This window comes from Pantoea vagans (genome assembly GCF_001506165.1).
Taxonomy (GTDB): domain Bacteria; phylum Pseudomonadota; class Gammaproteobacteria; order Enterobacterales; family Enterobacteriaceae; genus Pantoea; species Pantoea vagans_C.
This window is the reverse complement of the sequence record NZ_CP011427.1, coordinates 375,920-400,840: the sequence shown is the minus strand read 5'-3', so window position 1 is coordinate 400,840 and position 24,921 is coordinate 375,920. Positions and strand designations below refer to the sequence as shown.

Below are 24,921 nucleotides of genomic sequence, written 5' to 3'. Positions count from 1 at the left end.
GCTTAGCGTTTCACTCCGCTATTCAGCCAGAACGGCGCAGGCCGAATGGCCAGGTTAACCAGTTGCATCAAGCCGCGCTCCTGATGAGTGTTAATGGCATGCTGTAACTCTTGCCAACCCGCCAACCAGACACTCACCTCTTCCGCTGGATAAGCACCAGCCAGCAGATGCACGGCCAACAGCTGGCGATTCAAGCGCGTAGACTTGTCCTGAAATTCATTAAACAGCTGCACATCAACAAAGGTTTCACGCAGATCGGCGGCGATGCGGCTGAGCATAATGTCGCTGAAACGTTTGAACGACCCCTGCAGTTTGCTTTTGCTCTTATCATCCAGCCAGTTATGCCATTGTGACTCTACCAGCCAGTGAGTAAGTGCTAACTGGGCGGCAACGGAAACGGGAGAAAAACAGGCGCTTTCCGCATCAATATCAGCCTCTGCCAGCAACTCATCAAGGTGAGTCAGTTTTTGACGCAGATCGCTGTTGGCCTTACGCGGCACCAAAGCACCAAATAAAGAGAACGCCTGACGCAGTGTCTCCAGTGCTTCAACCACAGAATCTTTGGCATCGTGATTTCCGCTCAGCCACACTTCTTCGTGGTACTGCCACTGATTCAGTGCCGCTGTCATGGCGTTCACCATGCCCTGCTCCACTGTCGCTTTGGCGGCGATTTTTTGCAGCGCCAGCGCACGCAGTGGTCGCTCCGGATTGCCTTGCGCCAGCTGATAGCCGCGTGCGGCTTTGCTTAAACTGCCAAGGCGCAGGCCACCGGTGGAGATCAAGCTTTCAGCAAATTTCAGCATGTCCGCGCGCTGGCCACTCTTTAACTCCAGCTCAACTTCATACAGCGGTTCGCTTAACTCACCTGCAGCGACTTCACCGCGATCAAAAGCGACTTCGATTTCGCTGTCACCATACTGAACCAGCCAGACTTCACGCTGGAAATGGGTGCTGAAGAGCGGCTGTAAACGCTGCTGTAATGCCGCGATATCCGTGCCTTGCGGCCAGATTTCGCTTGGCAATTGGGCGATATCCAACTGCGGCTCGCTGAGATCAACGTTATATTCCGGGCGCTGATGCAGACCGCCAACCGTTTTACCGGCGGCTTTCAGCGTCATTTCGTAGCGCTGGTCAACACCACGAATGCGCAGGCCCATATCCCAACGACGCAATTGATTGTCATCGGTTTCATAATAGATGTTGGTCAATTCGCGTGCGGCGAAGTGCTGATGCGGCCATGCGGCAAGGATTTCCCCGAGTTTTTCGGCGGCTTGCGGTGTGGCAATGAACTTTAGTTCGATTTCAATGGTCATAATTTTTTATTCAATACGCTGCTGGCACTTACGAGTTTAATCTGGCGAAGAGTAATGCACCGGAAGCACGCTGTCTCTGCTTTCTTGTGCTTTTTAGACCCTTTTCGCACCGGATTGAGACCAGGATAGTTCTCATTCAGATTTTTGAGAAGCGTCCCCAGACTGTGCCAGTAATTTTACGCCATTAAGAAAAAACGATATCGAATGAAAAAAATCACACTTGCTGCCCTTTCTTTGCTGGCTTTTAGCGCCATCGCCCCCGTTCATGCTGCTGATGAAAAGCGTTATATCTCCGATGAATTATCCACTTGGGTACGCAGCGGTCCTGGCGATCAATATCGCCTGATTGGCAAGCTGAATGCCGGAGAGGAAGTCACCCTGTTGCAGGTCAACAACGATTCCCAATATGGCCAGATTCGCGATGCCGAAGGCAAAACTAACTGGATTCCGCTGTCACAGCTCAGCGCTCAACCTAGCCTGCGCACCCGCGTGCCGCAGCTTGAGCAGCAGGTCAAAGATCTGACGGATAAACTGGCGAATATCGACAACAGCTGGAACCAGCGCACCTCTGAAATGCAGAACAAGGTGGCGAACAGCGATGGCACCATTGATGGCCTAAAAGCCGAAAATCAGAAACTGAAAAATGAGCTGATCGTAGCGCAGAAGAAAGTCAGTGCCGCGAACGTCCAGTTAGATGACAAACAGCGCACCATCATCATGCAGTGGTTTATGTATGGCGGCGGCGTGCTGGGTGTCGGTCTGCTGCTGGGTCTTTTGCTGCCGCACATGCTGCCGCGCCGTAAGAAAAACGATCGCTGGATGAACTAAACCACCACGCCGATTTGTTCTTTTATTTCAGGGGACCGTAAGATGCCCCTTTTGGCATGCCCGATTTTTGGCCAAAGTATGCAACAATAACGCAACATGCGTGCCTGGCGCGCAGATTATCATTGCCTCTGGAGTGGTTGAGTGAAGACGTTTCTGGTCGGTGGCGCGGTGCGTGATGCCTTACTGCGCTTGCCGGTAAAAGATCGAGACTGGGTGGTGGTGGGAGCCACGCCCGAGAATATGCTCGAACAGGGTTATCAGCAGGTTGGCCGGGATTTTCCGGTTTTTTTGCATCCGCGTAGCCGTGAAGAGTATGCGCTAGCGCGCACCGAGCGCAAAAGCGGTAATGGCTACACTGGCTTTGTCACGCAATTCGCCCCAGACGTCACGCTGGAGCAGGATTTGCAGCGCCGCGACCTCACCATCAATGCGATTGCTCAAGCTGACGATGGCACCTTGATTGACCCCTATAACGGTCAGCAGGATTTAGCCCAACGCACTCTGCGCCATGTCTCTGCTGCCTTTAATGAAGATCCGTTGCGTGTATTGCGCGTGGCGCGTTTTGCCGCTCGCTTTGCCCATCTCAATTTCCGCGTGGCAGATGAAACGCAGCATCTGATGCGCGAAATGGCGGAAAGCGGTGAACTGGCGCATCTCACCGCAGAGCGCGTCTGGAAAGAGACCGAAAAAGCGCTGTTGACCCGCAATCCGCAAGTCTATTTCCAGGTGCTGCGAGACTGTGGCGCACTTCAGGTGCTGTTCCCGGAACTGGATAATCTGTATGGCATTCCCGCGCCGATTAAATGGCATCCGGAAATTGATACCGGTGTGCATGCGTTGATGACGCTGACGATGTCCGCCGCACTTTCAGACGAGTTGGACGTACGCTTTTCCACCCTGTTCCACGATGTTGGTAAGGCGCTGACTCCGCCGGAAAAATGGCCGAGCCATCATGGCCATGGTTTAGCCGGTGTACCGCTGGTTGAAGCACTGTGTCAGCGTTTGCGCGTGCCGAATCAGGTACGCGATCTGGCATTGATCGTGACCGAATTCCACGATGTGGTTCACACCATTGAGCGTCAGTCGGCGGCATCGTTGATAGCATTGTTTGATCGTATCGATGCGTGGCGTAAACCCGACCGCGTTGAGAAAATGGCGCTGACCAGTGAAGCCGATGCGCGCGGTCGTGCCGGGTTGGAGAGCATGGCGTATCCGCAAGGTGATTATTTGCGCCAGGCTTTTGCCTTGGCTCAATCAGTGCCGACTAAAGAGGTGGTGGCTGCAGGCTTTAAAGGGCCAGCCGTGCGTGAAGAGTTGACGCGTCGTCGTGTGATGGCCGTGCAGGAAGGGTTGATTAACGAGCGGCCAGCATAACTGGCCGCTCGCCGCGCTTACATGAAGATGGCGTAAACCGCCGCCGCAACAATAAAGCGATAGATAGCGAACGACACAAACGAGATACGCTTAATCAGTTCCAGGAACACTTTGATCGCCAGCAATGCAACGATAAAGGCGGTCACGAAGCCGACAGCGAACATGGGGAAGTCCTGCATCGTCAGGAAGCCCATGCTCTTGTAAAGATCCAATCCGGTGGCACCAATCATCATCGGTACGGCAAGGATGAATGAGAACTCCGAGGCAGCATAGCGGCTCACGCCCATCAGCATACCGCCCGAAATGGTCGCACCCGAGCGCGAGAAGCCCGGCCACAGCGCCAGACACTGGAAGCAGCCAATCATAAACGCCTGACGATAGGTGATGTCATCGATACCTACCGCTTTTGGCTGTTTCGGCTTGAAGTATTCCGCCACCAGCAGCAGCACGCCCCCCACTACCAAGGCATACATCACGTTGATTGGGTTAAACAGGCTTTTGATTTGATCGTGCAATACCAGCCCAATCACCACCGCCGGGACCATGCCTAACAGGATATGGATCAGCGTCAGTTTGCCGGTTCCGGTACCTTCATGTGGCTCTTTACCAAAGTGAATACCAATCAATCCGAACAGGCGACGCCAGAACATCACCACCACCGCCAGAATTGAACCCAGCTGAATGACCACTTCAAAGGTTTCGGCTTTGTCGCCCTCGAAGCCAAGCAGATGGCCAACAATGATCATATGGCCAGTAGAAGAGACCGGCAGGAATTCCGTGAGGCCTTCCACAACCCCCAGGATTGCAGCGACCCATAGCTGATGAATATCTGCCATCAAAATTTTTCCTCTATCCGTTTTAAACAGTAAAAAGGCGGTCGCAAGGTGCTACCGCCTGAAATTATGCCCGCGCCACGCTGAAGGAAACCTTAAGAAAATCGGTCACTTCGCGCCCGTTAACGCAACGGCCTCAAGTGAGACACACCATAATTTGGTTTGGTTTCATTGTGATGGCAATCACGGAGAGTTTATTTAGGAATAGTCCCGCGCTCGATACGCACGCCAACGGTCGCGGCTTGGGCAACGGCACCCGGTTTACCGACCTTGATACGCACGCCGGGAGTTTTGAAACGGTTCATCAACAGATCGGCAATTTCTTCCGCCACGCGTTCCACTAAGGCAAAGCGCTGGCCCTGCAAATGATTGAGGATCACTTCCGTGACATCGGCGTAGCTCAAACAGTCATTCACATCGTCGCTAACCGCCGCACGGCGGTTGTCCCACGCCATTTCGACATCGAGCACCAGCTTCTGCTGCATGCCCTGTTCCCAATCGTAAACGCCAATGGTGGTGAACACGGTGAGTTGTTCTATAAATACGATATCCATGATGTCAGTCTCTGTTTTTGGCTATGCCGGATACCACTTCCGGCGGATTATGCGTATTATCCACGCTTATCGAGAACAAAACGACCCAAAAGGAACGGTACGAGGCTATGAGTGCTATCGCGCTTGGTATGATTATTTTCGCGTATCTTTGCGGTTCGATTTCCAGTGCGATACTGGTTTGTAAACTCGCGCGTTTACCCGATCCGCGTACTGCCGGTTCCGGCAACCCTGGTGCCACCAACGTATTGCGCATTGGCGGCAAAGTCCCTGCAGCCGCAGTACTGATATTTGATGTAGCTAAGGGTATGCTGCCGGTATGGATTGCCTACCTGCTGCACGTCACACCGATGTATCTGGGCCTGACAGCCATAGCCGCCTGCCTCGGCCATATCTATCCGGTATTTTTCCGTTTTCGCGGTGGAAAAGGCGTCGCAACAGCGTTTGGCGCGATTGCGCCGATTGGCTGGGATTTAACGGGGTTGATGACCGGCACCTGGCTTTTAACCGTGTTGTTAAGCGGCTATTCATCACTTGGCGCGATTGTCAGCGCACTGATTGCCCCTTTCTACGTCTGGTGGTTCAAACCGCAGTTCACCTTCCCGGTTTCGATGCTGTCCTGTTTGATATTGTTACGTCACCACGACAACATCCAGCGCCTGTGGCGCGGCCAGGAAAATAAGATTTGGAAGCGGAAGAAGAAGAAATAAAAAAACCGGCGCGATGCCGGTTTTTTCGTTTTAGATGGCGGGTAATTCTGCCAGCGGCCAGCGCGGCCGCACGGTAACGCCGAGTTCACCACGTGTGCCGCCTTTCAGCCGCACCATGCCGGCATAGGCAATCATCGCGCCGTTATCGGTGCAAAACTCCGGACGGGCATAGAACACCTCGCCACCACGCTTTTGCATCATCTCGGCCATGCGTTCACGCAGCGTACGGTTGGCACTCACACCACCGGCAATCACCAGGCGTTTAAACCCGGTCTGCTCCAGCGCGCGTTTGCACTTGATCATCAGCGTATCCACCACCGCATCTTCAAACGCCCGGGCGATATCTGCGCGAGCCTGTTCGTCGCTGTTATGCTCACGAATGGTGTTCGCGGCGAAGGTTTTCAGACCCGAGAAGCTGAAATCCAGCCCTGGGCGATCGGTCATCGGGCGTGGGAACTTAAAACGGCCCGGTGTTCCTTGCTGCGCCATGCGTGAGAGCATGGGACCGCCGGGATAATCCAGACCGAGCAGTTTGGCGGTTTTATCGAAGGCTTCACCGGCGGCGTCGTCAATCGATTCGCCCAGTAAGGTGTATTCACCCACACCGGTAACGCTAATCAACTGCGTGTGACCGCCGGAAACCAGCAGCGCGACAAACGGGAATTCTGGCGGATTCTCTTCCAGCATCGGCGCTAACAAATGGCCTTCCATGTGATGGACAGGCACCGCCGGCACGTTCCAGGCAAACGCCAGCGCACGGCCAATGGTGGCGCCCACCAGCAATGCGCCCACCAGACCTGGGCCTGCGGTATAGGCTACTGCATCAATGTCTTTCGCTGCCAGTCCGGCCTCTTTAAGCGCGGCCTGAATCAGCGGCACGGTTTTACGCACATGGTCACGCGATGCCAGTTCGGGCACCACTCCGCCGTAATCGGCGTGCAGTTTCACCTGGCTATATAGTTGATTCGCCAATAGACCGGACGCATCGTCATAGATCGCGATGCCGGTTTCATCGCAGGACGTTTCAATACCCAGAACTCGCATAGCTTTTATCACCCTCTTCTTGCGGCGCGCAGTGTAGCACAGGCAAATCACACGCCGGAGCAGTTTGCCAGGAAAAAGTGTTTTTCTGTCGCACAAAGAGTGCGCTATACTCCACGGCCTGAAAAAACCGGCAGCCGCGATGACACATGTCTCTGTTGGTTCTAAATTGTTCATGGTGCTTTACAAGTCAGCCGCGGCTGAAGTAAAATGCTGCACCATTTTAAAAGTGCTGGCGCCGCAGTCAGCAGCAAAACCGAATTTTATCGAGGTAAGAGTTACATGCCGGTAATTAAAGTACGTGAAAACGAGCCTTTCGACGTAGCACTGCGTCGCTTCAAGCGTTCTTGCGAGAAAGCAGGCGTTCTGGCTGAAGTTCGTCGTCGTGAGTTTTATGAAAAACCAACGACTGAACGTAAGCGCGCTAAAGCGTCAGCTGTTAAGCGTCACGCCAAGAAACTGGCTCGCGAAAACGCACGCCGCACTCGTCTGTACTAATTTCTTTCGGAAGTTCGCTTCCGTCGCGTGTTAAACGCAGACAGAGTCAAGTAAGAGGCCGTGCTTTCCGAAAGGAAGCGCGGCTTGTTGCCGTTTATGAGCTGAAAAACCGGGGCTTATGGCTGGACGAATTCCACGCGTATTTATCAATGACTTACTGGCACGCACGGACATCGTGGATCTTATCGATGCCCGCGTTAAGCTCAAGAAGCAGGGTAAGAACTATCACGCGTGCTGTCCTTTTCATAACGAGAAAACCCCCTCTTTCACCGTAAGTGGTGAGAAGCAGTTCTATTACTGCTTCGGCTGTGGCGCCAAAGGGAACGCCATCGATTTCCTGATGAATCACGATCGTCTGGATTTCGTTGAGAGCGTTGAGGAGCTGGCTACGCAGCACGGCTTAGAAGTGCCGTATGAAGCGGGCAACGGCCCTAGCCCAATGGAACGCCATCAGCGTCAAAGCCTTTATCAGCTGTTAGAAGGCCTTGACGGTTTCTATCAGCAAAGCCTGCGTAACCCGCAAGCGACATCTGCACAAAATTATCTCGCCACGCGCGGTCTCAGCCAGCAAGTGATCGACCACTTCGCTATTGGTTATGCACCCGCAGGATGGGATAACGCACTGAAACGGTTTGGTCAGCAAAAAGAAGACCGCGAATCCTTGATGGAAGCGGGCATGCTGGTCAGTAACGATTCAGGCCGGACTTACGATCGTTTTCGCGATCGCGTGATGTTCCCGATTCGCGATAAGCGTGGGCGCGTCATTGGCTTTGGTGGACGCGTACTGGGCAACGACACGCCTAAGTATCTCAACTCCCCTGAAACCCCGATTTTCCATAAAGGCCGTCAGTTGTATGGCCTGTATGAAGCATTAAAAAATCACCCGCAACCGGCGCGTTTACTGGTGGTGGAAGGCTATATGGACGTGGTGGCGTTGGCGCAATTCGGCATCGATTATGCCGTTGCTTCACTCGGCACCTCGACCACGGCGGAACACATTCAGTTGCTGTTCCGTTCGACCGACACAGTGATTTGTTGTTATGACGGCGACCGTGCCGGGCGCGAAGCCGCATGGCGGGCACTGGAAACCGCATTGCCTTACATGAATGACGGTCGTCAGCTACGCTTTATGTTTTTGCCTGATGGCGAGGATCCGGACACGCTGGTGCGAAAAGAGGGTAAAGACGCCTTCGAAGCGCGGATGGAGCAGGCACTGCCGCTCTCCACGTTTTTATTCGACAGCCTGATGCCGCAGGTCGATCTGAGCACGCGCGATGGTAAAACCAAGCTGGCCACGCTGGCGCTGCCATTGATTAGCCAGATCCCAGGTGAAACGTTGCGCATTTATATGCGTCAAACGTTGGGTAATAAACTCGGCATTCTTGACGATAACCAGTTAGACAAGCTGATGCCGAAGCTGGCAGAAAGCGGCGCGGCACCAACGGCACCACCGTTGAAGCGCACCACCATGCGCGTATTGATCGCGTTACTGGTGCAGAATCCGCAATTTGCCGCCATCGTCCCTACGCTGGACGGGCTTGAGCAGTCAAAGATGGCGGGTTTACCGCTGTTTGTGGAGTTAGTCAGTCGTTGTACGGAGAATCCTGGCCTGACGACCGGACAGCTACTAGAGTTATATCGCGGGACAGAATTTAGCCAGCCCCTTGAAACGCTGGCAACCTGGAACCACATGATAGTGGATGAAGAGGCGGAAGCCGTCTTCCATGATTCACTGGCGAGCATTTATGACTCTGCCCTTGAACAGCGCCTCGAAGCGCTTATCGCGCGTGACCGAACCGAAGGCCTGAGCGCCGCCGAACGCCGCGAGTTCTGGGCATTAAGCCAGGCATTAGCGAAAAAATAAGATTTATACCAGACCAGAACGCCGAAGGCTGTTAAAGCCCCGTTTTGGTTTGTTCGTCCGGCCCGTTGAAAAGCGCACCGTACGAGAGGCGTTAACGTCGCAGCCAGTTTCAACGCTGCCAGCGCGCAGTAACCGGAGCGTACTGAAGTACGTGAGGATTACGAGCACTGCCAGCGTTGAAAATGGCAAGTAAGTTAGCCTCGAAAAAACTTAATACGAGGGCCGTCGGCGTCAAAGGCAGTTTCGCCACCGCCAGCGCGCAGTAACCGGAGCGTACTGAAGTACGTGAGGATTACGAGCACTGCCGGGGACGAAAATGGCGAGTAAGCCAGGCCCGAACATAATTCAAGCGGCTTAAGTGCCGATATATGAAGGGTGAATACCCTGGCCGCGTTGAAGGCAGCGGCAAAAACACAACGCCTTCACTGTTATAGTTGGCTCGCTGCCGACCGACACCAATCTAATTAACAGAAGTGTGGATACCGTCTTATGGAGCAAAACCCGCAGTCACAGCTTAAGCTGCTTGTCACCCGTGGTAAGGAGCAGGGCTATCTGACCTATGCTGAGGTCAATGACCATCTGCCGGAAGATATCGTCGACTCCGACCAGATCGAAGACATCATCCAGATGATTAACGACATGGGTATTCAGGTTGTTGAAGAAGCGCCTGATGCCGATGATCTGATGCTGAATGAAAACAGTTCCGATACTGACGAAGATGCCGCAGAAGCTGCCGCTCAGGTGCTGTCCAGCGTTGAGTCTGAAATTGGCCGTACCACCGACCCGGTGCGCATGTACATGCGTGAAATGGGTACCGTTGAACTGCTGACGCGCGAAGGCGAAATCGACATCGCTAAGCGCATCGAAGACGGTATCAACCAGGTACAGTGCTCCGTTGCTGAATATCCGGAAGCCATCAACTATCTGCTCGATCAGTACGATCGCGTAGAAGCAGGCGAAGCACGTCTGTCTGATATCATTACCGGCTTTGTTGATCCTAATGCCGAAGAAGATATCGCGCCTACTGCCACCCACGTGGGTTCTGAGTTGTCTGAAGAAGATCGTGATGACGACGAAGACGAAGACGAAGATGGCGATGACGACAGCTCTGACGACGATAACTCTATCGATCCAGAGCTGGCGCGCGAGAAATTCAACGACCTGCGCGTACAGTACGAAACCGCCCGTACTGTCATCAAAGCCAAAGGCCGCAGCCACGCTGATGCCATTGCAGAAATCAACAATCTGTCTGAAGTGTTCAAACAGTTCCGCCTGGTGCCGAAGCAGTTCGATTACCTGGTGAACAGTATGCGAGTGATGATGGAGCGCGTGCGTACGCAAGAGCGCCTGATCATGAAGCTGTGTATTGAACTGTGCAAAATGCCGAAGAAGAACTTCATCACTCTGTTTACCGGTAATGAAACCAACCCAAGCTGGTTCAAAGCCGCGCTGGCGATGAATAAGCCGTGGTCTGAAAAACTGCTGGAAGTTGAAGACGACGTTACGCGTTCACTGCAGAAATTGCAGCAGATTGAAGAAGAAACTGGCCTGACTATCGAGCAGGTTAAAGACATCAACCGTCGTATGTCGATCGGCGAAGCGAAAGCGCGTCGTGCGAAGAAAGAGATGGTTGAAGCAAACTTACGTCTGGTTATTTCGATCGCGAAGAAATACACCAACCGTGGTCTGCAGTTCCTCGATCTGATTCAGGAAGGTAACATCGGCCTGATGAAAGCGGTTGATAAGTTTGAATACCGTCGTGGTTATAAGTTCTCAACTTATGCGACCTGGTGGATCCGTCAGGCTATCACCCGTTCTATCGCTGACCAGGCGCGTACCATCCGTATTCCGGTGCATATGATTGAGACCATCAACAAGCTCAACCGTATTTCGCGCCAGATGCTGCAAGAGATGGGCCGTGAGCCGACGCCGGAAGAGCTGGCCGAGCGTATGCTGATGCCAGAAGATAAAATCCGTAAGGTGCTGAAAATCGCTAAAGAGCCGATCTCCATGGAGACGCCGATTGGTGATGATGAAGATTCGCATCTGGGTGATTTTATCGAAGACACCACGCTGGAGCTGCCGCTGGATTCTGCGACCTCAGAGAGCCTGCGTTCAGCCACCCACGACGTGTTGGCAGGCCTGACCGCGCGTGAAGCGAAAGTTCTGCGTATGCGTTTCGGTATCGATATGAACACCGACCACACGCTGGAAGAGGTAGGCAAACAGTTTGACGTTACCCGTGAGCGTATTCGTCAGATCGAAGCCAAGGCGCTGCGTAAGCTGCGTCACCCAAGCCGCTCTGAAGTGCTGCGTAGCTTCCTTGACGATTAATCCTCGTTGAGACGAAAAACCCCGGCTTGCCGGGGTTTTTTATTGCCTTCAAAACGGCGTCAGCCCTTTCTCCTGCATCATTTTGCGCGCCTTGTCGCTCTGCAGATACTTCACGAACTGCGCTGCCGCCTTGGGTTGCTGCGTACTGCGGGTAATCACTGCGCCGTACAGGGTGTCCTGCTGCACCGCAGGCGGGATCAATCCTACGATGGTGATGCCTTTTACCGCCTGCAATTCACTGTTCTGCTGGAAGCCCAGCTCCGCTTTGCCCTGCGCCACCGCCTCGCCTACCGGTGTGGCTGGAATCACCGACACTTTACTCGCCGTCTTCGGCCCTAAGGCCAGTTTGTCCAGCATCTTACTTTGAATGTATTTGCCGCTGGCGCTGTCCGACACCGCAATGCTGGAGGCTTCAGTTAACACCTGTTTAAACTTGGCCACCGTGCTGATATCCGGCGGCGTCATGCCCTGCTTCACCGCCATCGCGATATAGGAGTGCGCCAGCACCTGATGGCTTTTACCCTCGACCCATTTCGCCTGCTCCAGCGGTTTGATGGCGTAATCGACCATCACCAGCACATCGGCATTGTCTTTACGTTTTAATCGATTGGGGATCGCCTGCGGTGTATCACCCATCGACGGCGCGGCTTCCAGTTGCAGGGTATTGCCGGTTTGCTGCTGATAGTCTTGTTTTAAGCTCTCAATCACCGGGTACATGCCACCGGAGCTAAACACTTTTAACGTCTCTGCCTGCGCGCCCTGTTGCGCCAGTACCATAAGCGCCGCCAGCGCGAATATGCGTTTCATCATCCCTCTCCTTTTTGCCATAAAGAGTTGGGTTTAGTCAGAAACAGCAGATTGAACAACAACAGGACCGCGCTAAGCGGAGCAAGCTCACGCGTTAATCTGTAACCAATCATGAAGTTGGCGATAGGCCGCCGCCATTACTTCCAGCGAGGCGCGGTTCAAACCGCTGGGATTAGGCAGCACCCACAGGCTAGTTTCACCCAACGTTTGTGGCTGCTCGCCCCACTCCACCTTACGCTGACGAAACGCCCGCTGAAACGCATCCTTGCCCAACACCGCCAGCGCGCGCGGTTGATAGCGTAAGATCTTTTCCTGCAAACGCGCCCCGCCATCACGCAGCTCATCCCCTGCCAGCTCGTTGGCCTGAATCGTCGGGCGTTCAACCAACATGGTGATACCACAGCCGGTTTCCAGTAGTCGCTGCTCCTGCTCTGGCTTCAATAACTCACGGGTAAATCCCGCCTGATGGATGACTTTCCAGAAACGATTGCCCGGGTGGGCAAAGTGAAAACCGGTGTGCGCCGAGGATTTCCCCGGATTGATGCCGCAGAACAGCACCTGTAAATCGGGTGCAATGATGTCCTGAATATCGTGTTCGCTCATGCGCTCTCCAGTCCTGCCCGTTGTTTCACCGCACGACGGCTGATCGCCAGCATCGTGCGGGCTTCCTCGTCATCCGGACAGGCTCGAGCCAGCGCTACGGCACCGACCATTTCAGCCAGTATACTGCTTGCCACCTCATCAGCCTGTGGATGCTTTAATTCGCGCAGCGCCTGCGCCAGCCGTTGCTTCACGGCATCACGACGCTGCGAAAACAGTGTGCGCGTCTCGATGGGCAGATGGGCGATCTCACTGACCAACGCCGGCATCGGACAGCCTTCACCCGGCGTATTGCGGTGATGCTCTGAGAGATAGTTGTCGATCAGTTGCGTCAGACGCTCCGCCGGATCTTCCAGATTGACGATGGCCACGAAACGCTGCGCCGAATCGGCAAACATCTCAGCTATCACCGCTTCAACCAGCGCTTCACGCGAGGCAAAATGCGCATAAAACCCGCCGTGGGTCAGACCGGCGCGCTTCATTAGTGCCGCCACGCCAATGCCTTCGGTGCCGCATTCACGCATCACCACTGCGGCTTCATCCAGTATGCGCTGCCGCGTACGCGCTTTGTGGCTCAGCTTTTCCATCGTTCTCCGTCCTGCTCATCGTTGATGCCAATCAGTGTAATTATTACGATCATCATATTCCAGCTTGACGATAAATATGATGATCGTCATATTAAGTCTATCAGATATGACAACCATCATTTACAGGAACCGAACATGACACAACAACTGGCTTTGATCACCGGCGCGTCCAGCGGCATTGGCGCAACTTACGCAAAACAACTGGCCGCACGCGGCAGCAACCTGATTTTGGTGGCGCGCGATGCAGCACGTCTTGACGCACTGGCCGCATCACTTCGTGAAGCGCATGGAGTGGAGGTGAACGTGCTGGCGGCGGATCTCACTCAAACAGATGATCTGGCGACAGTGGCGCGTGAGCTGCGCGAGAACCGCGACATCACGATGCTGGTGAACAATGCAGGAATGGTGGTGGAAGGTGAATTTACCGACGCCGACATCCAACCGATTCAAACCATGCTGTCTCTCAACATCATCGCGCTGACCGAACTGGCCCACAGTGCGGCGCAGGGCTTCCGTGCACGCGGACAAGGCAACATCGTGAACATCGCGTCTGTGGTTGCGCTAGTGCATGAGATGATGAATGGCGCCTACAACGCCAGTAAAGCTTATGTGCTGTCGCTGACGCGCAATATGGACCGCGAGTTGGCGGGCAGCGGCGTGGTGCTGCAAGCGGTATTGCCAGGCTTCACGCGCACCGAGATCTTTGATCGTGCGGGGAAATCGATTAATGAGATCCCCGCCGAGAAGATGATGGAAGTTGAGGATCTGGTCGCCGCTGCGCTGCGTGGGCTGGATGCTGGTGAGCTGATTACCATCCCATCTGTGGAAGACATGGGCCTGTGGCAGAAGCTGGATGAAGCGCGTGGCGCGATGATTCCGTTTATCTCGCTGAATAAGCCTGCTTCACGTTATTTGTAAGAGTTAGGGTTTATGGGCAAGGCGCGTGGTGCGTCTTGTCTCAAAAACAGAACGGGGTTGGGTGGTTTGGGTGATCATTCGTTGTGGGAAGGGATTTTTGTTTGGAGATCAAGGACTCATGCATTGTTCTAATTTTCACCAACCGATTGGCGAACGCTGGATCACCTATCCGAGATACTTTATAATCCCCGCTCCGCTGGCCCCTTAGCTCAGTGGTTAGAGCAGGCGACTCATAATCGCTTGGTCGCTGGTTCAAACCCAGCAGGGGCCACCAAATAAAACAAGGAGTTAGATGAGAAATCGTCTGACTCCTTTTTGTTTGGGTGCGATTTGGGTCAGGTAATGGGTCAGGTAACGTTTCAGCATCATTATCTGTACCTTTAAGACACTGCCTGGGTTTGAGCCAAATTCTTTTTGTTACTTTTAGCTAATGAACGAGAAAATCGAATGGACATAAACTCAATGACCATGATTGACCCTCTTCCTTCCAAAGACCAACTCATTGCGACCATAATTTTCGCATAGTGGCTGGTTTAAGCCCTGATGAGCATCATCGTTCTTCGATTAAGAATAATGGCAACAAATCCTACAAAAACGAGAATGACTTTTTTCAATCTTTTGTTGATGCAGAGAGAAACCGGCGGGCTTGCCTCGAAAAATCGTGCAAGATTTCGCTTAAGCTTAATCTGTCGTCTGGTTCGCGAAGTTCTATATCGGCAACCGATTGAATTTAAGCTATATGCTTCGGAGGTTGCATATGAGATACATGATGATTTTACCTCAGAAGTGAGGGCGCACGTGGAAATCTATGGCAAGGAAAACACTTTCGGTGCTCGCGATAAAAAAATACATATGCCTTTTTTAGAACTAATAACGCGAGAGATTCGTAAGCAAGTCAAAAAAGGGTATGAGCTGATTAAATCTAAAGCAGATAAGTTTTACCCAGCCCCTGGATCCGTACCGGCATAATCAGAAGCACTTCAAAATGCCCATCACCAACTAAATCCTAAGGAGGATGGGCATGAACATCGACAATCATACGAAACAAGAAATTCTCTCTTTTTACGGTATTGAAACTGATCGCTTAGTCCGGGAAAGTGAACGCCATTAAATTACAGCGATCTCTCGTTCTCTGTCATGGAAGCTGGAAAAAGATGGCCAATTTCCCCCACGTAAAAAGTTAGGCAATAGTAGTTGTGCATGGTTACTATCAGATTTATTACTCTGGTGCAACCAGCGTTAAGGGATACTGAACGATGCTCATCCCTACCCGCACAGATCTAACACCAGTATCGCTCATTCGATATCATGGTAAACGTGATGTATGCCATCACCTTAGAATTAGCCGCTCGACACTTGATCGCTGGATTCGAAATGGTGATTTCCCCGCACCGCTTAAAGTAGGGAAAAAGGTTGTGGGATGGCCTCCAGAATTAATCATGTGTATCAAACACTAGCCAGAGAGCGAATTAATTGAGGTAACTCGACAGGTATATAACCTGTCGATTCTTCTCGCCCTGATGATGAACCAATATTTCACTATTTTCGATAATACATTAAGTCGTCAGGACGTGTAACGTCACAAGGCAAAGCTAACATGCATTTAGGATTATTCATAATATATGGATAATAGCAACTCAGCAGAAATGTTTCAGGTGTCACGAAATAAGCTCGGTTATTTTTTGTATCAGAATCATGCATTGCCGGTATATGAATGGTCACGAGGCATGATCCGTCCTGAGCCAAAAATTATGCGAAGTATTCTGGATACTGTGCTGGAAATGTTTAGTCGTTCAACTAAAGTGCTGGTGGTTCGTTTCGACTTACATGTCAAAGAACATAGCGAAACAAATCTTATCCTGAGCAAGTTCAGTAAAATGCTAACTAAAAAATTACTTAAGAATTACGCTAAAACTTGGTTTCATCTGATATGGGTATGTGAGCATGGCCACAGTCCATGTCAGCACTATCACTGCGTATTGATGGCGAATGGGCAAAAAATTAGCCATCCTGGAAAGCTAAACAAATTAATGGCAATGTGCTGGCATGAAGTTTCCGGGGGAACATTCAGTCTGCCAGCAAACTGCTATTATATTTGGCGGCTCGGTAATAACAAACTGTTCGGGCAGATTATCTATCGATTGAGCTACCTGGCTAAGAATACGACCAAAAAACGTTTTAACATGTACACCAAACGGCATGGAAATCGACGAATTTTAGGAGACCAACAAAAGCAGAATAAAACATTAACTCAACTGCTGCCAATGATTAATTAAACGATACAAGTATAAATAATCGATATTTATTTACCCTCAACACCAGCAGAGTCATACCCGCTCTGAATAACATCTCAGATGACTGATGATGTCGTAAAAACATTTTTACTCAGTACGAACCTCTGCACTCTGAAAAGCGATAAGGATAATTTAATGCCGTATAATCATAGTTATGAAAGAGCAAGCCAAGCGAAAAACTCTACGCTCCATAAATAAAACAATACTGACCTATGAAAACCTTAATAGTTTGATTCCTGCAGAAAGAATCCAGGCCATTCTGGCTTTCAGGAGTGTGAGCTTGACACAGTTTGCAAAAGCGATGCAAATGCCCTTGTCTACTTGCCATTATATAGTAACTGGATATACACGTATCACAACAGAACTGGCGCTTCGATTAAGCTATGTGCTCGGTGGCACACCTGCAAATTGGATTCGCTTACAGCATGAATATGAACTATCTCGGTTTGTTTTTAATCCAAATACTCTTAAACGGGTTAACTACAAATTTGATGAACCAAAACACTGGAACTTTAGGGATGGAGTCGATAAAGAAATTGAGGCCGGAAATATCGATTCGTTCAAAGCTAATGGGCCAGAAAGTTTATAGAGTCGATTGCACAGCTGAAGCAACACAAACCTCAGAAAAAAACATGGCTGATCCAATGACCAGCTCAGGATGCCGTGAAGCTTAAACTGTACTGCGGCCCAATAGCCCTAGTAAAAATGTATACATATGCGGCCAATTGCGCATTAAGCACTTCAAAAGTGATCATGTAGCCAAACATATTTTCATATGATCACTCTTAGATTGAGTTAAAAAGCGATCATTACTATTAAGTCGTTGTATATTATATTTTTTTCACATTTCACCTTTTGTGAAAACAGTGACCGCAAAAAATAAAAGAACTGCACATCACACAGTCCAACTGTTGGACACCATTTCTGCCTGTTTCAGTATCAGTTCAACGGCATAGGGTGTTTTGTCAGGCGGATACTTGTACTTACGCAGCGTCTGACGCACCAGAATCCGTAATCTCGCCCTCACGCTTTCCCGAACCTGCCAGTCAACGGTCGTTGATTTACGAAGCTTCAACGTAACCTCGATAGCCAGTTTCTTAAGAACATCATCACCCAGTTCTCGCACTGCGCTTTCATTTTCGGCCAGCGCATCATAGAAAGCGATTTCATCCGGGTTCAAGCCCAGCGCATCATCGCGCGCCATCGCCTCCTGGAACGCTTTCGCCATCTCTATCAGCTCTTCAATCACCTGCGCGGTTTCAATAGCGCGGTTATTGTATTTGAGCAGAACTGCTTTCAAGCGGTCAGAGTATTTCTTCTGCTGCACCACGTTATTACCAGAACGGGCATGAATGCCGTCATTGAGCAGTTTTTCCAGCAGTTCCACTGCCAGATTACGCTGCGGCATTTCCCGCACTTCTTCCAGGAACTCATCCGACAGCAGGCCGATATTGGGTTTATCCAGCCCGGCCAGCGCGAAGACATCCTCAACCCCAGTCGCAATAACCGCGTTATCAAGGATCTTACTCAGCAGAGAATTTTTTTCCGACTGGCTAAATTTTTCCTTGGGATCAAGTTTGATAAGCCCCACCCTGACCGCCGAGAGGAACGCGAATTCTTCCTGTAAGGGTTTCACCTCATCCAGGGTATTACACAATGACCAGGCTTTACTCATCGCCAATGAAACGTCGAGATAACGTTTTTTACCGTCATCCAGACCCAGAATGTAGTTCACCGCATCGCGTAAGAACGCCAACGGATCGCGAGAAAAGCCCACGTAGCTAAAGCCTGGTTTTCCTGCCGAGGGCGCAAACATCCCGTGGATGATGTCTATTTTTTCCAACAGGATGGCAAAGGCTTCCCGGGCATCAACCGTGGTCTGCCCTTTTCCTTTTGAGTCGGTATAGGTTTTCAGCGCCTGCTTTAGCTCGTTCGCAATACCGATATAATCCACCACCAGCCCGCCGGGCTTATCCCGGAACACGCGGTTAACGCGCGCAATGGCCTGCATCAGGTTATGGCCACGCATTGGTTTGTCGATATACATCGTGTGGCAGCATGGCGCATCAAACCCGGTTAGCCACATATCGCGGACAATCACCAATTTCAGTGGGTCGTTCAAATCTTTAAAGCGAGCTTCAAGGCGTTTTTTAGTCTGCTTGTTGTAGATGTGCGGCTGAAGATGGTCTTTGTCTGATGCCGAGCCAGTCATGATGACTTTTATCGCGCCTTGTTCAACGTCCGTGCTGTGCCAGTCCGGGCGGATCTCAGTGATGGCGTTGTAGAGCTTCACGCAGATATCACGGCTCATGGCGACAATCATCGCCTTGCCATTCATGGCTGCGTTACGAGTTTCAAAGTGCTGAACCAAGTCAGCGGCAACTTGCTCAATACGCGGCTCAGAACCCACCAGCTTTTCCAGACGGCTCCAATCACCTTTGGTTTTCTCTTGCTGGCCGGTCTCTTCATCTTCCACCAGCTCATCCACCTGATCGGAGAGCGTTTCCAGCTCCTCATGATTCAGGTCGAGTTTTGCCAGTCGGGATTCGTAGTAAATCGGCACCGTCGCGCCGTCATCCACAGCATCCTGGATGTCGTAGATAGAGACGTAATCACCAAACACCGCGCGAGTATCTTTATCTTCAGACGCTATCGGTGTACCGGTAAAGCCCATAAACGAGGCGTTCGGCAGCGCATCGCGCATGTGTTTGGCATAACCGTATTTATAGACGCCAGTTTGTCTGTCCAGCGTGGCGCTAAGGCCATATTGGCTGCGGTGCGCTTCATCGGAAATCACCACGATGTTGCTGCGCGCGTTAAGTGCAGGATGGCTCTGCTCATTGTCCAACGGCGCAAATTTCTGCACAGTAGTAAAAATAATACCGCCGGATTCACGGGCATTGAGCAGCTCGCGCAACTCGTCGCGGTCGTTGGCCTGTAACGGCGTTTGTTTCAGTAAATCTTGCGCTTGGCAGAAGGTGGCGTAGAGCTGCCCGTCGAGATCGTTACGGTCGGTCACCACCACGATGGTCGGGTTGTTCATCTCTGCCTGTTGCAGCAGTTTCCCGGCGTAACAGCACATGGATATACTTTTACCGGAACCTTGGGTATGCCACACCACGCCCGCTTTTTTACTGCCGGGCTGGATGTTACTGCGCAACGGCAGATGTTTTCCGGTAGACGCCACAATAGTGGCCGCGACAGCTTCACGGACCGCATGGAACTGGTGATAAGCGGCAATCTTCTTGATCAGCCGTTTACCGTCATTTTCGAACAACACAAAGAAACGAATGTAATCGAGCAGCAGTTCCCGGTTAAAGAAGCCCTGCACCACGGTTTTAAACTGCCAGTCAAACTGCGGCTTGTCGTCTTCGTTAGCCACGGTTTTCCACGGCAGGAAGCGCTCTTCATCAGCGGTCAGCGAGCCGATACGCGCATTCTGCCCGTCGCTCACCACCAGCGCTTCGTTGCAGATAAATAGGTCGCTGAGTTCGTTTTTATAGGTCTGCAACTGGTTAAACGCAGCCCAGATATCGGCATTGGCATCAATCGGGCTTTTCAGCTCCATCACCGCCACCGGCAGGCCGTTGATATAGCCGATAATATCCGGGCGACGAACCTGTTTTATCCCCTGAATAGCCACCTGGCTCACGACCATAAAGCGGTTAATACCTGGATGGTTAAAATCCATCAGCAGCGCTTTATCGTGAACCGTCTTATCTTCGCGTTTGTACTCTACGGGCACACCGTCGAGTAGCAGGTGATGAAAGGCCTTATTGCTAACGACCAGATCCGGGCTTTCGGGACGGGTAATACGCAGTATCACCTCTTCCAGCACGGAAACAGGGAGATGGGGGTTGATAGTTTGCAGCTGCTCCAGCATTACTGGGCGTAAAAACACATCATGAAATGAGACACGCAGCGGATTGTCGCCATCTGGCGCGATATCGGGCCCGTGCAGCACTTCCCAGTCCTGTTCAGCAAACCATTTCAGGCATTGCTGCTCTAAATCGTCTTCGCTCAGCATCAGGCTTCCTCTGTCTCAGGTTCTTCCGTTTCTTCCGGCGCGTTGGAAATATCTTTAAGCGCCATATTCAGTGGGGCGATAAAAGGCTCCAGCGCTTTTTCAAACGCCGTCAGGTTAACCAGCAGCCAGTCGATCATCGCTGGCCAGTTGCTCTCATCGAGGCTGGTAGCAGGCGTGGCAAAAGAGATTCTGCACGATTTTTTGCCCGGCAACGGTTCCCACTTCAGTTCATGACCAAACGACTTCTCGATTAGCGCTTTGTGTTCATAGAGCCAGTTAAACGCAAAGGTATTGCTCTCAGCCGAAGATTTGGCAATCCACAGCTCAACACGAATCTCTTTTTTGCTGAAAATCAGATTAAACGATACCGCGCTAATACCAGACCCGGCACTGAGCCAGTGGTCGGTCGAGGGGCTAATATTGTTGTAAAGCGTACACTGGCTGGCTTTGAGACGTTCCAGCGCTTTGGTCCAGAAGGCCTTGCGCAGATAATGCCGGGTTTTCAGTTCGCCGCTGGTGGACTGCTCTTCCGCTTCTTTCTGTGCCATGCCAATCATGAAAGATTCGGCTTCAGGTGTGGGGATCACCTGGCGAATATCAACAAACACATCGTCGTTGAATTTGTAGGGCTTAACCTTAAAGCACTGCACCCGCAGGCCAAACTGCATCAGCCACAGCGCGGTGTTGGTCACTTCTTTGCGGAAGCTGGCCGCCACCATCATCACTCGCTGGGTGCGACTCTGGTTGATTTGCACTTCATCCAGGCTTTCGCACTCCAGAAACTCCGCCATCACTTCCGCCGCCGGACGGGTCTCTTCCGGCTCGTATTTGTCGAGATAGAGCTGAAAGATGTCGAGGATCTGTTCTTTGCGCAGATTGGCGCAGTAACCGGCATATTTCAGCGCCTGCCACACTACGTCGCGCCCGGAGTCATCGAGCTTGTTTTCGATGATCACCAGATTGCGCTGCTTATCGATAGCTAATAGATCGAGGCGCTCTTTGGTGTCGTCAAAACCGGCGAACTCCTTCTGAATAATCAGCAGTTCGTCGTCGTTATCGCGGGTCAATGCCTGAGGATTTTTTGCCAGCCACTCCTGCAGGTGATAGCGCTCGGTATAACCGAGACTGCTGAAGGACACCTCTTGCAGAGAATGCAGGCTGTTGGTCGGTGTATCGACTTTATACATTTTCCGCCTCGCTTACCGCCTGCTCGGCGTCCGGTAGGGTGATTTCGCCGGAAAGGAGTTTAGGGAGAAGTGTATCTCTAAGCTCAGAGAGAAAATTACTTTCCTCAATCGTTATGTTTATCTTAGAAAAAATAGATTTGACATGCTTTGCATAAATATCAACCCACTCTTCATTAGCTAAAATAAATTTATAATTTGGAACCGCATTTTTGCTTAGGTGTAATACAGTTGTTCCAGTTGAATGTGAGTTTGTATGGTTTTGGAATTGTTCAGTTCTTGCCACCCCATAGAGATAGTATTTTAAATTATCATTAAACGGCCTAACTACTGCGACGTCGAGCGATATTACGAGATGTTTGTATCTGGTATCACTTATTACCATTGCAGGCTTACCGATAACGTCTGCCGCCTGTGTTACATCGGTGTAAGCGATAATCAAATCACCCGCAAAAACCTCTTGATCGGGTTTATATTTACCAGTGTATTCCTTAAGGCCATCAAGCCTATATCCACCTCCTCGATTGAAAGACTTTAAGGTAACTAATGCAGTCTTGGAAGAATCGAGTTCAGTACTTTTATAAGATTTCCCTTTTACCGTGCTCGCTACATCCTGAATCGCGGGTGTTGTCCACCCCGCCGGAATCTCCCCCAACTCACTGTCTTGCATCGCGGACGGAAACAGTTCTGCCGTGGCTTTTAGCTCTACATGTTGCTCAGGGTGTTCACGCTCAAAAAGCGCCAACGCATCAGCATCTTTCCCGGAAATCGCCGTCATCGCCGCAAAGGTCGCGTCTTCCTGCGAGCCGCCCGCTTCCAGCACTGCCATTTTGGCTTTTACCGGTTCAAAATCAACAAACCAGCTTTTGAACAGAGCTTGTGCCATTTGCTCGAGGGATTGATTGATTTGATGATTGAGTTGTATTTTTTTATCAAAAGATTCAAGCTGAATTGCTATCCAAGTCTGTACGGCAAGCTCCGGCTTGCAAACCTCTAATGATTCAATATGTGACTTTGTTAAGGCATTTCGGGTTGCCCCCGCACTAGCAATCGCTAAGAGTAATTCTTGCTGTTCTGGTGATGTGAGAAAGTAACGCAGAAACCTAGAATCGAATTCATCTGGATCTGGTCTGATGATCGCAACATGCTGATTGACGCGAGCTGGCAGATACTCATCTGGTGCCAGACAAAGGCGTGCCACTGAATCACCAGTAATATTTAAAAGAATATCACCAAGTTGTACCTCCACATTTTTTAATTTGTTGGCGGCATCTAATGTTATATAAGCAAGCCCATCAGGTTTGAAGGTATCATTATAGACATTCTGACTACGTATCAGCGCTATTTGACCAGCGTCAAGATAAACGCTCTTACCACCTTTCGGAGTGGCACCACTACCAATCTTTAGGCAGTAATCGCCAAGGCGAACAAAAGGCCAATTAGCACTCATAACCCAGCCCCCCCAGATTCGCTTTAATCTGCGCTTCCAGCTTTGCACTCTCTTCTAACTGAGTTTTAAGTTGTGCCGTAAGCCGCGCCATCTTCTCGGCAAACGGTTCATCGTCTTCATCCCGTTCGACGGTACCAACATAGCGCCCCGGGGTCAGCACAAAATCGTTTTTCTGAATATCGTCAAGCGTTGCAGAGAAGCAGAAGCCAGCTTCATCTGCGTAATCTTTATCCGCCTGCCAGGCGTGGAAGGTATTGGTAATTGTGGCAATATCCTCGCGGGTAAAATCACGCAGTACGCGGTCTCTCATAAAACCAATCTGGCGAGCATCAATAAACAGCACCTCGCCTTTGCGATGTGCTTTGCCGTTGCCACCGGATTTATCTTTGGTCAGGAACCAGATACAGGCCGGGATTTGGGTGTTGGTAAAGAGTTGGCCCGGTAGCGCCACCATACATTCCACCAGATCCGCTTCAATCAGGTTGCGGCGGATCTCGCCTTCATTGTTGGTGTTGGAACTCATTGAGCCGTTCGCCAGCAGCAGCGCCATCGAACCTTTTGGCGCGAGGTGGTGGATCATATGCTGCATCCACGCAAAGTTGGCGTTGCCCTGAGGCGGTGTGCCGTATTTCCAGCGCACGTCGTTTTCCAGCTTCGCGTTCCACCACTCCTTCATATTGAACGGTGGGTTAGCCATTACGAAGTCGGCGCGCAGATCCGGGTGCTGATCGTCGAGCAGGGTATCGGCGTTTTTGGCACCAAAGTTAAAATCAATACCGCGGATCGCCATGTTCATCGCCGCCAACTTCCAAGTGGTGGGGTTGGATTCCTGACCGTAGACGGAGATTTTCTGCTTCTGCTCGGCGGCGTTGTAGTGCTTCTCCCCCGCGTGCTCTTCAATAAAACGGTCGCTGGAAACAAAGAACCCACCGGAGCCCATCGCCGGGTCATAAACACGGCCGCTGTAGGGCTGTAAGCACTCAACAATCAGGGTGACGATGCTTTTTGGCGTGTAGTACTGGCCGCCCTGTTTGCCTTCTGCCAGCGCGAACTGGCCGAGGAAATATTCGTAAACGTGACCGAGAATATCTTTGCTCTTTAAGCTGAGTTTCTCGCCGTTATATTCAGGGTTGCTGAAGTTCGCGTCAGAGAAGGTGTTAATCAGCCCGGTCAGCACCTCGTTGCCAAGTTGGTACTGACTGATGCGGTTTAGAATGCCTTTAAGTTTCGGGTTGGTTTTTTCAATTTCATCCAACGCGTTGTCCACCAGCCAGGACACGGAGCGTAATTTGACCTCCTGCCCGTTGGTATCATCCACCCACAACACCGTGCCGGTCGGCAGCATGGCTTTGTTTTTCAGCGTTTCCCAACGGGCAGCTTTCGGCACCCAGAAGATGTTCTTTTCGGTGTAGTAATCTTCCACCTCCAGCTCATCAACAATCGCCTGCGCGTATTCTTCATCAGAGTCGTAACCGTCGCGCAACATGGCATAGATGTTGTCCGGGTTGCCGACATCGCGGAACAGAGTCACAAGTTCCTGCTGGCGGGCCTCAAAGGCATCGGAAACATACTTCAGGAAGATGAGCCCCAGTACCACATGCTTGTAGTTGGCGGCATCCATATTGGCGCGCAGCTTGTCAGCGGCCTTCCAGAATTTGTTATCCAATTCATTAAGAAACAGTTGTTCGGCGTTGTTCATCAAAATCCT

Annotated in this window: 22 protein-coding genes, 1 tRNA gene and 1 pseudogene; 13 read left to right on the top strand and 11 right to left on the bottom strand. The window is 51.3% G+C overall.

Annotation, left to right across the window (positions count from 1 at the left end; all coding sequences use genetic code 11):
* Positions 1 to 2: 2 nt before the first annotated feature.
* On the bottom strand, positions 3 to 1,313 hold the full coding sequence (locus LK04_RS01940; protein ID WP_039328555.1) for an inorganic triphosphatase: 1,311 nt from the start codon (positions 1,311 to 1,313) through the stop codon (positions 3 to 5).
* Between the two features lie 204 nt (positions 1,314 to 1,517).
* Here LK04_RS01940 and LK04_RS01935 point away from each other — a divergent pair, with 204 nt between their 5' ends.
* Positions 1,518 to 2,141 carry a TIGR04211 family SH3 domain-containing protein gene (locus LK04_RS01935; RefSeq protein ID WP_039328553.1) on the top strand — a complete coding sequence of 208 codons (624 nt, stop codon included), beginning with the start codon at positions 1,518 to 1,520 and terminating at the stop codon, positions 2,139 to 2,141.
* Positions 2,142 to 2,282: 141 nt separating this feature from the next.
* Positions 2,283 to 3,515 (top strand): multifunctional CCA addition/repair protein, encoded by a 1,233-nt coding sequence (locus LK04_RS01930; protein ID WP_039328550.1) that lies wholly within the window; start codon positions 2,283 to 2,285, stop codon positions 3,513 to 3,515.
* A 17-nt stretch (positions 3,516 to 3,532) separates the two neighbouring features.
* On the opposite strand, the gene bacA is transcribed toward LK04_RS01930, so the two are convergent.
* Both bacA and folB read right to left on the bottom strand, forming a co-directional pair.
* Positions 3,533 to 4,351, bottom strand: coding sequence for an undecaprenyl-diphosphate phosphatase (bacA, locus tag LK04_RS01925; protein ID WP_038644661.1), 819 nt, complete (start codon positions 4,349 to 4,351; stop codon positions 3,533 to 3,535).
* Positions 4,352 to 4,542: 191 nt separating this feature from the next.
* Positions 4,543 to 4,902, bottom strand: a complete 360-nt coding sequence (folB, locus tag LK04_RS01920) for a bifunctional dihydroneopterin aldolase/7,8-dihydroneopterin epimerase (protein ID WP_034828354.1) — start codon at positions 4,900 to 4,902, stop codon at positions 4,543 to 4,545.
* A gap of 107 nt (positions 4,903 to 5,009) precedes the next feature.
* Here folB and plsY point away from each other — a divergent pair, with 107 nt between their 5' ends.
* The gene (gene plsY, locus LK04_RS01915) at positions 5,010 to 5,609 is read left to right on the top strand and encodes a glycerol-3-phosphate 1-O-acyltransferase PlsY (RefSeq protein WP_039328547.1); all 600 of its coding nucleotides are present in this window, start codon (positions 5,010 to 5,012) and stop codon (positions 5,607 to 5,609) included.
* Positions 5,610 to 5,639: 30 nt separating this feature from the next.
* Here the strand turns inward: plsY and tsaD are convergent, their stop codons facing one another.
* Positions 5,640 to 6,653 carry a tRNA (adenosine(37)-N6)-threonylcarbamoyltransferase complex transferase subunit TsaD gene (gene tsaD, locus LK04_RS01910; protein ID WP_039328546.1) on the bottom strand — a complete coding sequence of 338 codons (1,014 nt, stop codon included), beginning with the start codon at positions 6,651 to 6,653 and terminating at the stop codon, positions 5,640 to 5,642.
* 279 nt (positions 6,654 to 6,932) lie between these two features.
* Between tsaD and rpsU the strand changes: the two genes are divergently transcribed.
* The 3 genes from rpsU (at position 6,933) to rpoD (ending at position 11,346) form a co-directional block, all read left to right on the top strand.
* Positions 6,933 to 7,148 (top strand): 30S ribosomal protein S21, encoded by a 216-nt coding sequence (gene rpsU, locus LK04_RS01905; RefSeq protein WP_001144069.1) that lies wholly within the window; start codon positions 6,933 to 6,935, stop codon positions 7,146 to 7,148.
* A gap of 118 nt (positions 7,149 to 7,266) precedes the next feature.
* A complete protein-coding gene (gene dnaG / locus LK04_RS01900; RefSeq protein WP_039328544.1) occupies positions 7,267 to 9,012 on the top strand; it encodes a DNA primase in 1,746 nt (581 codons plus the stop codon).
* Between the two features lie 489 nt (positions 9,013 to 9,501).
* Positions 9,502 to 11,346, top strand: a complete 1,845-nt coding sequence (gene rpoD, locus LK04_RS01895) for an RNA polymerase sigma factor RpoD (RefSeq protein ID WP_039328543.1) — start codon at positions 9,502 to 9,504, stop codon at positions 11,344 to 11,346.
* Between the two features lie 48 nt (positions 11,347 to 11,394).
* Here rpoD and LK04_RS01890 read toward each other — a convergent pair whose 3' ends face one another.
* The 3 genes from LK04_RS01890 to LK04_RS01880 form a co-directional block, all read right to left on the bottom strand.
* Positions 11,395 to 12,156 carry a substrate-binding domain-containing protein gene (locus tag LK04_RS01890; protein WP_039328541.1) on the bottom strand — a complete coding sequence of 254 codons (762 nt, stop codon included), beginning with the start codon at positions 12,154 to 12,156 and terminating at the stop codon, positions 11,395 to 11,397.
* 84 nt (positions 12,157 to 12,240) lie between these two features.
* Positions 12,241 to 12,756: a G/U mismatch-specific DNA glycosylase gene (mug, locus tag LK04_RS01885; protein ID WP_039328539.1), complete on the bottom strand. Its 516-nt coding sequence runs from the start codon at positions 12,754 to 12,756 to the stop codon at positions 12,241 to 12,243.
* Complete coding sequence (locus tag LK04_RS01880) at positions 12,753 to 13,340, bottom strand: TetR/AcrR family transcriptional regulator (protein WP_039328537.1); 588 nt, start codon at positions 13,338 to 13,340, stop codon at positions 12,753 to 12,755. Before LK04_RS01880 ends, mug begins: the two co-directional genes overlap by 4 nt.
* Positions 13,341 to 13,475: 135 nt before the next feature.
* Here LK04_RS01880 and LK04_RS01875 point away from each other — a divergent pair, with 135 nt between their 5' ends.
* From LK04_RS01875 to LK04_RS01855, 7 genes and pseudogenes are all read left to right on the top strand, one after another.
* Entirely contained in the window at positions 13,476 to 14,258 is a 783-nt protein-coding gene (locus LK04_RS01875; RefSeq protein ID WP_039328536.1) for an SDR family NAD(P)-dependent oxidoreductase, read from the top strand.
* Between the two features lie 198 nt (positions 14,259 to 14,456).
* Positions 14,457 to 14,532: transfer RNA gene (locus tag LK04_RS01870), tRNA-Ile, on the top strand.
* 269 nt (positions 14,533 to 14,801) lie between these two features.
* Complete coding sequence (locus LK04_RS01865; protein ID WP_156138032.1) at positions 14,802 to 15,227, top strand: hypothetical protein; 426 nt, start codon at positions 14,802 to 14,804, stop codon at positions 15,225 to 15,227.
* A gap of 52 nt (positions 15,228 to 15,279) precedes the next feature.
* A pseudogene (locus LK04_RS19950) lies at positions 15,280 to 15,501 on the top strand (helix-turn-helix transcriptional regulator).
* 13 nt (positions 15,502 to 15,514) lie between these two features.
* A complete protein-coding gene (locus tag LK04_RS20930; RefSeq protein WP_039328532.1) occupies positions 15,515 to 15,715 on the top strand; it encodes a helix-turn-helix transcriptional regulator in 201 nt (66 codons plus the stop codon).
* 165 nt (positions 15,716 to 15,880) lie between these two features.
* Positions 15,881 to 16,534: a YagK/YfjJ domain-containing protein gene (locus LK04_RS01860; protein WP_039328530.1), complete on the top strand. Its 654-nt coding sequence runs from the start codon at positions 15,881 to 15,883 to the stop codon at positions 16,532 to 16,534.
* Positions 16,535 to 16,706: 172 nt separating this feature from the next.
* Positions 16,707 to 17,141: a HigA family addiction module antitoxin gene (locus tag LK04_RS01855; RefSeq protein WP_052205915.1), complete on the top strand. Its 435-nt coding sequence runs from the start codon at positions 16,707 to 16,709 to the stop codon at positions 17,139 to 17,141.
* A 306-nt stretch (positions 17,142 to 17,447) separates the two neighbouring features.
* On the opposite strand, the gene LK04_RS01850 is transcribed toward LK04_RS01855, so the two are convergent.
* The 4 genes from LK04_RS01850 to LK04_RS01835 are packed head-to-tail and all read right to left on the bottom strand — an operon-like array spanning position 17,448 to position 24,912.
* Positions 17,448 to 20,579 (bottom strand): type I restriction endonuclease subunit R, encoded by a 3,132-nt coding sequence (locus tag LK04_RS01850; RefSeq protein ID WP_039328528.1) that lies wholly within the window; start codon positions 20,577 to 20,579, stop codon positions 17,448 to 17,450.
* Positions 20,579 to 21,766: a DUF4268 domain-containing protein gene (locus tag LK04_RS01845; protein ID WP_039328527.1), complete on the bottom strand. Its 1,188-nt coding sequence runs from the start codon at positions 21,764 to 21,766 to the stop codon at positions 20,579 to 20,581. The genes LK04_RS01850 and LK04_RS01845 overlap by 1 nt, the downstream gene beginning before the upstream one ends.
* Entirely contained in the window at positions 21,759 to 23,213 is a 1,455-nt protein-coding gene (locus tag LK04_RS20830; protein ID WP_039328525.1) for a restriction endonuclease subunit S, read from the bottom strand. Before LK04_RS20830 ends, LK04_RS01845 begins: the two co-directional genes overlap by 8 nt.
* Positions 23,203 to 24,912, bottom strand: coding sequence for a type I restriction-modification system subunit M (locus LK04_RS01835; RefSeq protein WP_039328523.1), 1,710 nt, complete (start codon positions 24,910 to 24,912; stop codon positions 23,203 to 23,205). Before LK04_RS01835 ends, LK04_RS20830 begins: the two co-directional genes overlap by 11 nt.
* Between the last annotated feature and the right edge of the window lie 9 nt (positions 24,913 to 24,921).

Coding starts and splice junctions, on each gene's coding strand:
- LK04_RS01935 (WP_039328553.1), top strand. CDS start 1,518: ATGAAAAAAATCACACTTGCTGCCCTTTCTTTGCTGGCTTTTAGCGCC.
- LK04_RS01890 (WP_039328541.1), bottom strand. CDS start 12,156: ATGATGAAACGCATATTCGCGCTGGCGGCGCTTATGGTACTGGCGCAA.
- LK04_RS01880 (WP_039328537.1), bottom strand. CDS start 13,340: ATGGAAAAGCTGAGCCACAAAGCGCGTACGCGGCAGCGCATACTGGAT.
- plsY (WP_039328547.1), top strand. CDS start 5,010: ATGAGTGCTATCGCGCTTGGTATGATTATTTTCGCGTATCTTTGCGGT.
- rpoD (WP_039328543.1), top strand. CDS start 9,502: ATGGAGCAAAACCCGCAGTCACAGCTTAAGCTGCTTGTCACCCGTGGT.
- LK04_RS01835 (WP_039328523.1), bottom strand. CDS start 24,912: ATGAACAACGCCGAACAACTGTTTCTTAATGAATTGGATAACAAATTC.
- LK04_RS01865 (WP_156138032.1), top strand. CDS start 14,802: ATGAGCATCATCGTTCTTCGATTAAGAATAATGGCAACAAATCCTACA.
- LK04_RS01940 (WP_039328555.1), bottom strand. CDS start 1,313: ATGACCATTGAAATCGAACTAAAGTTCATTGCCACACCGCAAGCCGCC.
- LK04_RS20830 (WP_039328525.1), bottom strand. CDS start 23,213: ATGAGTGCTAATTGGCCTTTTGTTCGCCTTGGCGATTACTGCCTAAAG.
- LK04_RS01850 (WP_039328528.1), bottom strand. CDS start 20,579: ATGCTGAGCGAAGACGATTTAGAGCAGCAATGCCTGAAATGGTTTGCT.
- tsaD (WP_039328546.1), bottom strand. CDS start 6,653: ATGCGAGTTCTGGGTATTGAAACGTCCTGCGATGAAACCGGCATCGCG.
- LK04_RS20930 (WP_039328532.1), top strand. CDS start 15,515: ATGCTCATCCCTACCCGCACAGATCTAACACCAGTATCGCTCATTCGA.
- bacA (WP_038644661.1), bottom strand. CDS start 4,351: ATGGCAGATATTCATCAGCTATGGGTCGCTGCAATCCTGGGGGTTGTG.
- LK04_RS01860 (WP_039328530.1), top strand. CDS start 15,881: ATGGATAATAGCAACTCAGCAGAAATGTTTCAGGTGTCACGAAATAAG.
- LK04_RS01845 (WP_039328527.1), bottom strand. CDS start 21,766: ATGTATAAAGTCGATACACCGACCAACAGCCTGCATTCTCTGCAAGAG.
- rpsU (WP_001144069.1), top strand. CDS start 6,933: ATGCCGGTAATTAAAGTACGTGAAAACGAGCCTTTCGACGTAGCACTG.
- LK04_RS01855 (WP_052205915.1), top strand. CDS start 16,707: ATGAAAGAGCAAGCCAAGCGAAAAACTCTACGCTCCATAAATAAAACA.
- mug (WP_039328539.1), bottom strand. CDS start 12,756: ATGAGCGAACACGATATTCAGGACATCATTGCACCCGATTTACAGGTG.
- LK04_RS01875 (WP_039328536.1), top strand. CDS start 13,476: ATGACACAACAACTGGCTTTGATCACCGGCGCGTCCAGCGGCATTGGC.
- dnaG (WP_039328544.1), top strand. CDS start 7,267: ATGGCTGGACGAATTCCACGCGTATTTATCAATGACTTACTGGCACGC.
- folB (WP_034828354.1), bottom strand. CDS start 4,902: ATGGATATCGTATTTATAGAACAACTCACCGTGTTCACCACCATTGGC.